The organism is Alcaligenes ammonioxydans, from assembly GCF_019343455.1.
Taxonomy (GTDB): Bacteria; Pseudomonadota; Gammaproteobacteria; order Burkholderiales; family Burkholderiaceae_B; genus Alcaligenes; species Alcaligenes ammonioxydans.
Window position 1 is genome coordinate 323,129 of sequence record NZ_CP049362.1, and the last position, 12,520, is coordinate 335,648.

At 60.4% G+C, this 12,520-nt stretch carries 10 protein-coding genes; 5 read left to right on the forward strand and 5 right to left on the reverse strand.

Annotation, left to right across the window (positions count from 1 at the left end):
• Positions 1-114: 114 nt before the first annotated feature.
• From FE795_RS01450 to FE795_RS01465, 4 genes are read right to left on the reverse strand one after another with little or no spacing between them, the layout of a single operon-like run.
• Positions 115-894: an alpha/beta hydrolase gene (locus tag FE795_RS01450; RefSeq protein WP_003804428.1), complete on the reverse strand. Its 780-nt coding sequence runs from the start codon at positions 892-894 to the stop codon at positions 115-117.
• A 6-nt stretch (positions 895-900) separates the two neighbouring features.
• Positions 901-2,034: an ABC transporter substrate-binding protein gene (locus tag FE795_RS01455; RefSeq protein WP_003804426.1), complete on the reverse strand. Its 1,134-nt coding sequence runs from the start codon at positions 2,032-2,034 to the stop codon at positions 901-903.
• A 13-nt stretch (positions 2,035-2,047) separates the two neighbouring features.
• A complete protein-coding gene (locus tag FE795_RS01460; protein ID WP_131071200.1) occupies positions 2,048-2,833 on the reverse strand; it encodes an ABC transporter ATP-binding protein in 786 nt (261 codons plus the stop codon).
• 3 nt (positions 2,834-2,836) lie between these two features.
• Complete coding sequence (locus FE795_RS01465) at positions 2,837-3,889, reverse strand: FecCD family ABC transporter permease (RefSeq protein WP_003804421.1); 1,053 nt, start codon at positions 3,887-3,889, stop codon at positions 2,837-2,839.
• Positions 3,890-3,972: 83 nt separating this feature from the next.
• Between FE795_RS01465 and FE795_RS01470 the strand changes: the two genes are divergently transcribed.
• The 3 genes from FE795_RS01470 to FE795_RS01480 all read left to right on the forward strand — a co-directional run bounded on the left by FE795_RS01470 (position 3,973) and on the right by FE795_RS01480 (position 9,683).
• Complete coding sequence (locus tag FE795_RS01470) at positions 3,973-4,740, forward strand: alpha/beta hydrolase (RefSeq protein WP_219235479.1); 768 nt, start codon at positions 3,973-3,975, stop codon at positions 4,738-4,740.
• 374 nt (positions 4,741-5,114) lie between these two features.
• Complete coding sequence (locus FE795_RS17185; protein ID WP_230406235.1) at positions 5,115-8,315, forward strand: SUV3 family DEAD/DEAH box RNA helicase; 3,201 nt, start codon at positions 5,115-5,117, stop codon at positions 8,313-8,315.
• A gap of 180 nt (positions 8,316-8,495) precedes the next feature.
• Complete coding sequence (locus FE795_RS01480) at positions 8,496-9,683, forward strand: multidrug effflux MFS transporter (protein WP_003804414.1); 1,188 nt, start codon at positions 8,496-8,498, stop codon at positions 9,681-9,683.
• A gap of 7 nt (positions 9,684-9,690) precedes the next feature.
• Here FE795_RS01480 and FE795_RS01485 read toward each other — a convergent pair whose 3' ends face one another.
• On the reverse strand, positions 9,691-10,263 hold the full coding sequence (locus FE795_RS01485; RefSeq protein WP_131071201.1) for a DMT family transporter: 573 nt from the start codon (positions 10,261-10,263) through the stop codon (positions 9,691-9,693).
• Positions 10,264-10,352: 89 nt separating this feature from the next.
• Here FE795_RS01485 and FE795_RS01490 point away from each other — a divergent pair, with 89 nt between their 5' ends.
• Entirely contained in the window at positions 10,353-11,255 is a 903-nt protein-coding gene (locus FE795_RS01490) for a LysR family transcriptional regulator (protein WP_219236088.1), read from the forward strand.
• A 161-nt stretch (positions 11,256-11,416) separates the two neighbouring features.
• Entirely contained in the window at positions 11,417-12,391 is a 975-nt protein-coding gene (locus tag FE795_RS01495; protein WP_230406236.1) for a FecR family protein, read from the forward strand.
• Positions 12,392-12,520 lie beyond the last annotated feature (129 nt).

A 12,520-nucleotide genomic window follows, 5' to 3' on the forward strand; every position in this document is an offset into this window, starting at 1 on the left:
AGACTAAAAGAAGTTGAGGCCTAAAACAAGGGGAGAAATGGGGGGAGTTACCCTAGGGCGGGAAAACTTGGATATGAAGTGAAAACGCGCGTCCTGCGCGCCGGGAGAACACGGCTAAGCCGCGCCACAAGCCAGTTCCAGGGCTCGCAAGGTGGCTTGTGCCAGAACGTGGCCGTGGCCGGCGCCGGGCAGAACATGCAGATTCGCCTGCATGCCTTGGGCTTGCAAGTGCGCTTGGAGTTGTCGCATGGTGGGCAGGGTAGGTACACCATTTTTGCGTCCTTCCGGGCCCGCTGCCTGAGCGCTCAGCGGATACCAGGCCTCGGAGGCACCGGCCAGAATATCCACCTGTACCGGCTTGCCCAATTGCTCCAGCAAAGTCCAGATCAGGGGATCGCGCCACCACAAGGACGGACTGGCGCACAGATAATGATGGATGGGCAGGCTCTGTTGACTAAGGGCGTACAGCACGAACAGACCCGCGTAGGAGTGGCCGTACAGGCTGATACGGGCACGGGTCAGTGCGGGCGCTACTCCTTGGGCCAAGGCCAGAGCCCTGCGCACTTGTTCGATCATGGCGGGTGCGCCACCGGCTTGCCACTCGGGAACGCGCGGATCTTCCCATAAGCCGCCGTCCGGGCCGGGCGGGGTGTAGTCCAGTGCGCGGTAACGGGTGATCTGATCGCGATCGCCTTGATAGCCCAGCGACAGAATCGCGCAGCGCTGCAAGGCGGGGTGGCCGCTTTCTTCCAGCAGTGGCAAGGTCCACTGACCATCAAGCAGGCACAGCACAGGCAGAGGGCCTTGTGCAGGCTTTCCGTCCGGCAGGCGCAACAGGACGTGATGGGGATGGCCGCCCGTGGGGGGCAGCTCCAGTGGAATCAGGCGCGACATGAAGGTTTAGGACGCGGGCTTTAGATCAATCATGTAAGTGCCTTCCATGGGCACGGTCAGAAAGCGCTGGTTTACTTCTTCCAGCGTTTTCAGGGCCGACACCCCTTCAAAGCGATCTGGATGAATCCAGCCTGCCAAGGCTTCGATGAAAATCATATGCAAGGGGGAGTCGTTGAAAGCGTGCCAGATACCGTGGCTGTTGCCGCTGCGCACGGCTGGCAAGGCCTGCAGACGGTTGCCGTCAATGATGGCCTGCAGGCTTTGACGCGCCTGATCTTCACTGACGCCCGTGCCAATGGTCAGCCCGCCGGAGGTGCTGCGCTTGCCGGCGCCTGTGCCGGTGGCCACATAAACCATCGGGGCGCGGGAGTGGATGTATTCAAAGTTCAGTTTGCCGGTAGCACTTTTGAGTACATCCGCGCCAATATTATGGCCGCCTGCATAGCGGATCATGTCGTTGAAGGTGCCGGCGCCAGGCGAGTTGCAGCAGTCCGTGCTGCCGGCATGCGCATGCACGAAAACGGGCGGGTGATCGTCTTGGGGCAGATCCGTCAGTCGCTGGGCAACACCCTGCATGTGTTCTTCGTAAAACTGGATGAATTCCTCAGTGCGCTCCTTCTCACCAACGGCGTAACCCAGGGCGCGCAGGCTGGGCACGGTGTTCTCCAGCGGATTGACAAAGAAGTCGATGACAATGACGGGGACCTGGGCGGCGGTCAGACGCTGGATCAGGGCCGAGTCGCGCGTGTCCTGGCCGGGCGTCAGGCCGGCAAAGGCAGCGGTCAGCACCACAAGGTCGGGGCGCAGGGCCAGGGCTTGCTCTACCGAGAAGGTATCAGCCGTATGGCGTCCCACAACGGGGATGTTGGCCAGTTGAGGGTAGTGCTTCAGATAACGTTCATATTCGTTGGAAAAAGAGGTCTTGAACTCGTCCGACCAGCCCGCAATCAGCGTGGCCGGTTCGGGGTGAACCAGCGCCAGCACCGGAAAGTGTCGGGCCTGAGTCAGCACAATCCGTTTGGCCGGTCCGGGCAGGGTAACGGTACGGCCCATGACATCGGTGACTTCGATGGGCTGTGCGTTCGCCCCCAAGGGCAGGAGCAGGCACAGCGACAGCAGCAGGTGGCGCAGGATGTTCATGGATTCTCCGAAGTCACAGCACAGGCTCTTGCAGCCCGTCGATAATGATTTGCAAGGTACCTTGCGAGCAACTTTCCACGCGGGCGCGCACGCCATAGGCCTGGGCCAGCGAGTGGGGGGTAATCACCTTGGAAGGCTCACCTTGCGCCAGCAGGCCGCCGCCTTCAATCATCAGCGCGTAGTCGCTGTGGCGCAGGGCCACGTTCAGGTCATGCAGCACGATCAGGGTGATCAGATTGTTGTCGTGGGTTTCCTGGGCCAGCAGGTCCATGACATGGAACTGATAGTTCAAGTCCAGGGCGGACAGTGGCTCATCGAGCAGCAGCAAGGTGGGCTTGCGGATCAGGGCTTGCGCCAGACCGACCAGTTGTTTCTGGCCACCCGAGAGTTGGTCCAGATAGTGCATGGACAGGTGCGCAATACCCAGGCGCTGCAGGATGTGCAGGATGTGTTCATGGTCCACGTCCCGCGCATGGCCACCGGGAGCCGAGGCATTGGCAGCCACCAGTACCGATTCAAAGACGCGCAGGTGAACCGACGCGGGCAAGGACTGGGGCAGGTACACCACTTTTTGGGCCCGCTGCTCAAAGCTGACACCGCTCAGTTCCTGGCCATCGAGCAAGACCTCGCCCGTGGTGGGCTTGAGCAGTCCTGCCAAGGACTTGAGCAGGGTGGATTTGCCGCTGCCGTTAGGACCGAGCAGGGCCACAAGCTGACCAGCTTGCAAGGGCTTGATGGTCAGCCGGGATAGAATTTCGCGTTTGCCGTAGGATAGGCTCAGATCGTGGACTTCAAGCATGGTTCACTTTATTTGGCGGCGCAGCACCACGCCCAGAAAGAAGGGCACACCCACCAGGGAGGTGACAATGCCGACCGGAATAATGATGCCGGGCACCATGTTTTTCGAGGCAATCGAGGCCAACGACAGAATCACTCCGCCCACCAGCGCGCTGCCGGGCAAGTAAAAACGGTGATCTTCACCAAACAGGCGGCGGGCAATATGCGGGGCAATCAGTCCCACAAAGCCGATGGTGCCTACAAAGGACACGGCCAGCGCGGCCAGCAGACTGATGCGCAGCAGGGACACCAGACGCAGGCGCGAGACATTGATACCAAAGCTGGCGGCGCGGTCCTCTCCCAGACGTAGGGCGGTCAGTTTCCAGGTATCGCGCAGAGACAGCGGCAAAATCAGCGCAAACACCGCCAGCATGATACCGACCTTGCCCCAGGAGGAGCGCGACAGGCTGCCCATGGTCCAGAACACCAGCCCTTGCAGGGCTTCGGCGCTGGCCACAAACTGCACCAGCGAGACCAGCGCATTGAATGAGAACACCAGCGCAATCCCAAACAACACCAGATTGGCAGTGCTCATCGCCCCCCAGCGCGCCACCGCGTCAAGCAGCAAGGCCGAAAACAGGGCAAATACAAAAGCGTTGGCCGCAATGGTCCAGGCCTGGGGAACACCGGGCAGCGACAGGTCCAGCACGATGGCCAGGGAGGCGCCAAAGGCAGCCGCCGAGGAAATGCCCAGCGTGAAGGGACTGGCCAAGGGATTATTCAGAATGGTCTGCATTTCCGCGCCTGACAGGCCCAGGGCCAGGCCAATGGCCATGGCCATGAGTGCATAAGGCAGGCGGATTTCCCAGACAATGACACGTGTGGTCGGATCGGACTGTTCCGGCTTGAACAGCGCGTGGCTGAGTTCGCCCAGGCTCAGGCCCGAGGGACCGAGCATGAAATCGGCCACAATCGAGGCCATGATGATCAGGATCAGGGCGCCCACCAGCAGCCAGCGCCGCTTGAGGATGTGTTGATAGTCGGCCAGCGCCGTGGCCGGAACAGCAGATGTGGACATTAAGTTTCTGAATGAGAACCGTTTACGCAGAAAGAAAGTATAGTTCATCGGCTACGCTTTGGCGTCATCACCGCGACTCTTTTATGCAGCTTGAACACCTAGACTATCTTTCGCCTTTGGGGCGTCATTATCGCCTGACCCTGGCCGTCCCCCTGGGCTCGGCCCCGGAAAGCGGCTGGCCGCTGGCCTGCGTGCTGGACCAGACGCAGTTTCAGGCGGTGCTGGCCGCCGTACCCGGTGCGGCGCCTCTGTGCGGTGCGGTGCTGGGCGTGGACTATGTCCAGGAAAATTGGCGCGATCAGGATTACACGCCCGGACCCGAGGGCGAAGCCGGGCGTGCCGATGATTTCCGGGTCTTGCTGCGCGATGTGTTTCTGCCCTGGGCGCACGGCAGGGCGCAACTGGATCCGCAACGCCGCTTGTTGTGCGGCCATTCGCTGGCCGGTTTGTTTGCCTTGCATGCGTTGGTGCACGAACCAGGCCTGTTCCAGGCCATGGCGGTATCCAGCCCTTCGGTGTGGTGGGGGGACGCCTATCTGGCCCGATTGCTGGCGCAGCCCCTGCCGCCGGCGGCCTTGACCGTGCCGGTGTCGATCACGGTCGGCGAATACGAACAGCGCCTGGGACCGGCCGAAGAGGCCCTGCCGGAACCGGCCCGCGAGCAGCGGCGTCAGCGTCTGCTGGAGCGCCGCATGGTCGATGGCGCGCGCGAGCTGGCGCAGGAGCTGGCTCAGCATCAGGGTGGGGAACCGCGCTTTCGCATGATACCGGGCTGCAATCACAGTCAGTCCGGTTGGGTCGCCTTGCCGCAAGGCTGTCTGGAATGGCTGGCTGATGTGTGGCCTCGCTGATCTTGTTTAGCTGAGCCGCTGTTTTGCTGCTGCGCTTGGCGAGGGCGCCGTGCTTGATGCCTTGTGCAAGCCGTCGTTCCCACGCGAAGGAAGGCAGTGTGACGGTTTCCTCGAGGCGGACCGCGTATGTGATTGGCTCTGCGCCATCCGCTGCGAGCCCAGTTTACTTTCTTTGCCTGCTTTGACTCGTTTGCTTGATGATTGTGGGCGGGGATTGTCCTATGTTTTCTTGCCCTCAATGACGTTTATTACGGTGATTGCCTGTATTCTCTGAACGTCCTAGAGCAGACCCGTATAATGCTGCTCATGCTTGCTGGAACCGGCTTTTCTGCCTTTCTCGTTCTCTTCTTCCCGTATTTTCAGGTCCCCGCCCTATGGCTGCGCGTCGCGCTTCGTCCGTTTCCGATTCTCCCGTCCCCACTCAAGCGGGCATGCTGCTCCATCCTCAATGGCTGGACTACCCGCGCCTGGAAGGCGTGGCTCGTCAGGTCGCCAAGAAAGCGCGTTATCAGGACCGGTCAGGCATACGGCGGATATGGCTGAAAGCCTGGCGCCTGCCGCAGGATGCCGCTTTTTTCAATCAGATCATCGCTGCCGAACTGGGTTTGAAGGATGCGGACCAGCGCCTGGCGTCTCAAGGGGTGCCCGAGCTTGTGATTGGCATCTTGCGCTTGCTCTATCAGATGAGCGTGGACAAGCTGGAAGCGGATGCGTATGAAGCCTTGCGTGAGCAACTGCTTGAACAGCGCGGCCGCTTGGCCGGGGCGATCGCGTCCCAGTCTTTGCCCTTGAGCGAGAACTGGCCGGAAGCTGAGCGTGGATCACGTTTGCAAGCGCTGCTGCAGGCCTGGCAGAGCTTGCCCTTGGCACAAACCTATTTGTGGCAGTTACAGGCTGAACAGCGCGACCGCGAGCAGCGTAGTCAGCGTTGGGAGCAGGCCCAGAAAGAACGTGAACAGGCGCGGCAAAAAGAACAAAGCGACAAGCAGCGCAAGTTCGATCACGCACAGGAGCGTCTGACGGCATGGTTAAAAGAGCAAGGTTGCGAGCCGCAACGCATTACCCTGGAGGCTTTTGAGGGCCTGCAAGCCGGTGAGCCTGCTCATTGGTTCCTGACGGTGTATGGCCGCAATGCCAGCGCCGCTGTGTTGGCCCAGGAATTCAAGCTGGATGCCCAGCAGCAGGAGTTTCTGTTGCAGGCACAAGCCCAGCGTCAGGAACGTCAGCGTGAGCAGCGCCAGCAACGTTGGGCTTGGGAGCAGGAGTGTATCGGTTCCGAAGAAACCATGGCCTTGCTGGGGATTACCCGTCAGGAGTATGAGCTGTGGCTGGCGGACCGCCGTTTGCCCAGTACCAAGCTGGAAGTGCGCAGCGCAGCCGCTGGAGGGCGTGACCGCGTCGCCCATCATCCGGATTTACTGGCTGCGATAGATCAAAGCCAGATTGAACAATGGCGAGAACAGCACGCCAGTACCCTGAGCAATCGTGAACGAGCGCAGTATCAGCGAGCCGCTGACCGCGCCCGCACGCAATGGCGTCAGCAACAAGTACTGAACCGGATCAGGACGCAGGAAGCGTGCGATTACGAGCTCGACCCGGAAGATCCGTTACGTCTGTGGTGGCACAAGGATGTGTGGCTGGCGGTGAATGTGCCCGTAGCGGGCGAGCGTCAGCATTGGCGCGCCAATGTACGCATGCAGGCGGCTGTGCCTTTGCCGCGTACTGGCTCGGAGCTGGATCGTCTGCCGGCGCGCGTGGCGGTCTTGTTCAATACGGCGGCTCAAAACCGTCTCTCCCAGCGTCTGGAAGATTCGCTGGATGCGTTTTTGCAAACCCAGCGCCCCCTGATTGATGGCTCGTCGTTTCTGGAACTGGCCAAGGCCTTGCGCATGGCCTTGGAAGAGGGCATCGAGCAAAAGGAAATCGAGGCCGGAGATTTTGAGAAGCGTCTGCTCAATGGCCCGGTGCGCCGCATTCTGGAGAGTGTGGAGCAGCAGCGTGCCCAGGACTTGATGCGTCTGGGCGATTTCCCGGAAATGTTCAGTCTGGCTCGTGGCATACGACGTCACCTGGTGTTTCGTTTGGGGCCGACCAATTCGGGCAAGACTCACGAGGCCCTGGAAGCGTTGATGGAGGCCCGCTCGGGGGTTTACCTTGCGCCCTTGCGCCTGCTGGCCATGGAAGTGCGCGATCGCTTGATGAATGCGGGCATCCCCTGCAATCTGGTGACGGGCGAGGAGCGCGTGATGGTGCCCGGCGCCCAGCACACCGCCTGCACGGTCGAGATGATGGACCCCACGATGGAAGTGCGCGTGGCCGTCCTGGACGAGATTCAAATGCTGCAAGACGAGCAGCGTGGCTGGGCCTGGACGGCAGCCTTGGTCGGTGTTCCGGCCCGTACCCTGTTTGTGTGTGGCGATGCCTCGGTGTTGCGCCCTTGTGAGCGGCTGGTGCGCTCCATGGAAGAGACCATGGAGCTGGAATTTACCGAACGCAAGACGCCACTGGAAGTGATGCCTTATCCGGTTGAGCCACCGCCCGCCACGGGCAGACAAGGGCGTCAACCTGCCGCCTGGCGTGGCCGCAAGGATCGTCAGCGTGAAGCGCAGGGAGTGTCCAAGGGCGATGCGGTGGTGGCCTTCACCCGTAAAGATGTGTTGACCTTGAGTGCCCGCTACCGCGCCCAAGGCTGGAAAGTGGCCACGATCTATGGTGCGCTGGCTCCGGAAGTGCGTCGTACCGAGTCCGAGCGCTTTTCCCAAGGCGAGGCCGATGTGCTGGTGGCGACCGATGCGATCGGCATGGGTCTGAACCTGCCGATTCGCCGTGTGCTGTTCTCCACAGTGCACAAGTTTGATGGCCGCTCCATGCGCGTCCTGAACGCCACCGAAATCCGCCAGATTGCCGGCCGTGCCGGCCGCTACGGTCTGTACCCCAAAGGGTATGTGGGGGCGATGGACAAGCAGGACTTGAACCACATCCGTACGCAACTGCAAACTGAGGCACCCAGTGTGGATCTGCGTTTGCCCATCGCGCCCAGCCCCGAGCATGTCCAGGCGCTGGCGGCTTTGCTGGATAACAACAATATTGGCGCGGTGTTGCAGTATTTTGCCCAGAAGGTGGCCTCAGACAGTCCTTTGTTCCAGACGGCCGGCCTGAAAGATGCCATCGAGCTGGGTTTTTGGGTGGACCGCCTGGCACCGAAACTGGAGTTGCGCGAGAAGTTCACCTTTGCCTGTGCGCCGGTCTCGGTGGATAAAGATACCGAGCTGGATTATTTCAAACGTTGCCTGTCGGCCTATGTGGCGCAACGGCCGATGGCCCTGCCCCCGGCGCCCTCCTGGCTGAAGTCGGCCAGCCCCTCGCGTCTGGAGGATGCCGAATTGTTGAGCAAGCAGATCAGTCTGTACGCCTGGTTCAGCATGAAGTTTCCACAGGTGTTCGACCAAGGGCCCTGGCTGCCGGAAGTGCGCTCTCAAGTCAGCCGCTTTATTGAACGCAGTCTTTTGCACCAAAGCGGCTTTGGGCAGACCAGCCGCGAGGCGTTTGGAACACCCTCGCCCGGCAAGCGCTGAACCGGTTGTTAATCCCGGTGTCAGCGCGTTGGCCCGGGCGCCTCCCAGGGATTCGATCCTGTCTGGGGCGTTTGATACACTATGCTCCGTACGGAGGTGTCCGTACGGTCCGGTTAAGGGGTACCATGCCCCTATCCCTGCGCTGTTGTCTGGCGCCCTCCCTGTTTTCCAAAGCTATCTATGAATTACCGCAAGCTGACCTTGGTGTTGGCGGCGTTGGCGATGCTGGGGCCTTTTGCTACCGATGCCTATCTGCCGTCCTTTCACCGCATTGGTGTCGAATTTTCTGTTGACCAGTCAATGGTTCAGCAGACCTTAAGTCTGTATCTGTTCGGTTTTGCTTTCATGAGCCTGTTCTGGGGCATGTTGTCTGACAGTTTTGGACGTCGCCCCGTGATTTTGGCCTCCCTGATCCTGTTTCTGATCGGTTCGATTGGCTCTGCACTGGCCCCCAGTTTTTCCTGGCTGCTGTTTTTCCGTATGGTGCAAGGCTGTTCAGCAGGAGCGGGCCGGGTGGTAGGCCAGGCCCTGGCACGAGACTGTGTGCAGGGCGTCACGGCCCAGCGTTTGTTTGCCCATATCACGATGGTGTTCAGCCTGGCTCCGGCGATTGCTCCCGTGTTGGGCGGCTACTTAAGCAGCTACTCGGGCTGGCGCTCGGTATTTTGGATGCTCACGGTGCTGAGCGTCGCGCTGATCGCCGTGTGTTGGCGCCAGTTGCCTGAAACCTTGCCCGTGGCCTCCCGTCAGCCCTTGAAGTTGGGGGTTATTCTGGCTAATTACGTGCGCGCTTTGAGCAATGGCCGCTTTGTGTTGGCGATCTCGGCGATTGCCTTCGCATTTGGCGGTTTTGCCTTGTACATTTCGTCGGCAGCCAGCTTTGTGATTGGCGTATTGGGACTGACGGAGACGGCATTTGCCTGGCTGTTTCTGCCCTTTATTGGTGGCATGCTGGGTGGCTCGATAATCAATGCGCGTTTTGCCGAGAAGCTGGCCCCGGCGCGCATGATCCGCCTGGGCCTGGGCTTGATGCTGGGAGGGGCGGCATTTAACACGGTGTACAACCTGCTGTTTCAGGCAGAGGTGCCCTGGGCGGTGATGCCGATTTTTGTCTATGCCTTTGGCATGTCCATGGCCTTGCCAGGCATGACCGTGGTGACGTTGGGGACATTTCCCAGCATGCGCGGCCTGGCCTCCTCGGTACAAAGTGCCTGGCAAATGCTCTTGTTTGCTACCGTGTCCGGCGTAGTGGCCCCGCTCCTGTTTGAGAGCGGTTTGTTGCTGGCGCTGGGCATGCTGGCGGCAGCGGCCTTGTCAGCCGGTTTTTGGTGGTGCAGCCAGTTCCGTTCTCAGTGCAAGCGGGCCTGAGTCGGCTTCAGGCGCGGGGCGGCGTGTTGGTTGGCGACTCTCGGGCTATCGCCTGATTCTCTGGCAGAGCTTCGCCGTGCTCGGCTGTGGCGTCTGGGCCCGAGGCCTTGCCGGTGGGTGCCGAGGGGGTAAACCATTGCACCAGTCCCACTCCGGCCAGAATCAGCAGCACGCCCAGGATGCGGCCCATAGGTACGGGACGGGGATTCAAACCCATCAGGCCATAGTGGTCGATCAGCATGGAGCTGAGCATTTGCCCGGCCACGACGCACACAATAAAGCTGGCCGCGCCCATTCGTGGGGTCAGGATCAAGGCCGCGCTGATGTAGATCACCCCGCCAATTCCGCCCGTCCAAACCCACCAGGGCGCCTGGGCCAATTGTGCGGTCACCGGTGCGGGGGCGCGCATCAGCCAAAGCGTGGGCAGAACCAAGGCGGCGCTGATGGACAGGGACACGAGCGTGGCCCAGAGTGGGTGACCTAGCATTTTTCCCAGGATGGCATTGCTGGCAGCCTGGAACGGCACCACCGTTCCCGCAAAAACAGCCACGAACAGGCTTATCAAAGCGGTACCGGACATAGACAACTCTCCATAGAAGGTAAAACCTTATCTTGCACTATTCGTAAAACTTATTGAAATTGATAGTGCGCACAGTCATTATTCGTTCTATGGATGAGCTACGTCGTATAGACCTGAATCTGATGCTAAGCCTGCATGCCTTGTTGACGGAGCAGCATGTGACGCGTGCTGCCCATCGACTGCATAAAAGCCAACCTGCGGTCAGTCACGCCTTGGCGCACTTGCGCCAGGTGTTTAACGATCCCTTGCTGATACGTCGAGGCTCGCGGCTGGAGCTGACAGCGATGGCGCTGCAATTGCAGCGTCCCTTGGAACAGGCTTTGCAGCAGCTCAATGCTTTGCTGGATACGGGGGGCTTTGACCCGGTCAGCGAGCAACGTGAATTTCGTCTGGCCATGTCTGATTACGGTGCGCAAATCGTACTGCCGCCCCTGATGCGACGTTTACGACAGCAGGCACCGGGGATTCGGCTGGCGGTAAGCCAGGCCAGCCGCGAGGCCATGCTGGCCCAACTCAGTGATGGTGAGATTGATCTGGCCTTTGGCGTGTTCTCGGAAATGGCGGCCAGCTTGCAGGCGCAGACTTTGTTTGATGAGCATTTGATCTGCATCGCTGATCAAGCCAGCCTGAGCGGCGGGCAGCCCCTGGGCCTGGACGAGTGGTTGCAGCGTCCACATGTGTTGCTGGCCATGCGCCCCGGCGGCGAGAGCGAGGTCGACAAGGCCTTGAGCCAGCATGGCCTGCACCGGCAGATTGTGCTTTCCTTGCCGCACTGGAGTGCAGCGGCCCAGGTGCTGGAGGGCACGGACTTGATCCTGACAGTCTCCAGTCGTAGTGCCGAGCATTTACGCGATCAGGCCAGACTGGTGTTTTTCCAGCCCCCCCTGCCCATTCCCCCCGTCTTGTTTCAGCAAGTCTGGCATCGTCGCCGCCACACTGACCCAGCCCACGCCTGGTTGCGCCAGCAGGTGATGCAGTGCTGCCAAACCTAGGCTTTACCCTTTATGACGGCCTATCGCTTGACGATAGGGCCTGCAGTTTCCGACAATTTACGCTTACCGTTGAATTTCGCTTTTTATCCGTTTAAACGACGGGATAAAACGTTTGGATGACGCTCTGCGACCGGTGTGTCGCGTTTTTTTACTCATTGTTGATGAACCCCGCTACTGCCTTGAATCTGGATGAAGACACCTTGCACAAAGAGGCACGAGCTTGGGTCAGCCGCCTGAAAACGTCCTCGCTGACCTCTCGTCAGGCTCGGGAGCTGCGCCGCTGGTGTGGCCGCAGCCCTTCCCATGCGTCCGCCTTTGCTCATGCTCGCGAACTGTGGGATGCCATGCCCCAGCATCGCGAAGACTGGCTACGTGAGGCCAAGCTGACCCAAAAACGTGGCCATCGGCCTTTGCGCCGTGCCTTGCTGGGCGGCCTGCTGCTGGGTGGCGGTTTATACCTGGTCGCCAGGCCACCGTTGCAACTGTGGCCCTCGCTGGCAGATTTGCGTGCCGATTACCGTACCGGTGCGGGTGAGCAGCGGCGCGTGCAGTTGCTCGATCATGTCTGGCTGGACATGAATACGCGCAGTCGTTTGAATGTCAGCGATGATCCACATCTGGGCCGGGTCGTGGCCTTGCTTGAGGGCGAAGTGGAAGTGCGCCAGTCCGAACGTTCGGCATCGGTCTGTACCGTGTTTGCTGGTGCCGGGTCCATTCAGACCTTTAACGGCCGCAGCAATATTCGTTATGTGAATGGCGAAACCGAGGTGACGTGTTTGTCAGGCAGCGCCCAGGTGGATTTCGGTGGACAGGGTTATCGTCTGGCGGCCGGCGAGAGGCTGGTCTACGGACGCCACACCATCAGCGCGGTGCAAACCGTTCTGGAGAAGGATTTTCCTGCCTGGCGCCAGGGCCGGCTGGTCTTTCATGAACAGCCCTTGTCCCAGGTGGTGGCCGAGCTGAACCGATATTGGGCCGGGCACGTGATTCTACGGGACGCGTCCTTGGGTTCTATCCTGGTCAGCTTCGGGGTCAGTCTGGATAATTTGTCGGAGGCGCTGGACATCTTGCAGCAGCTCTACGGTCTGGATGCAATGCGTCTTCCCGGCGGGATTGCTCTGCTAAGTCGCGCCTGATTTTGGTACGCCCCCCTTGTCCTCGTCACAACAGGGCAGCGAATGCCGGTCGCTGCCGGCATTCGTGAACAACAAGAGCTACATACAGCGCAGAGGATGCCTGTCATAGGTAACAAGGCCAGGGTAATA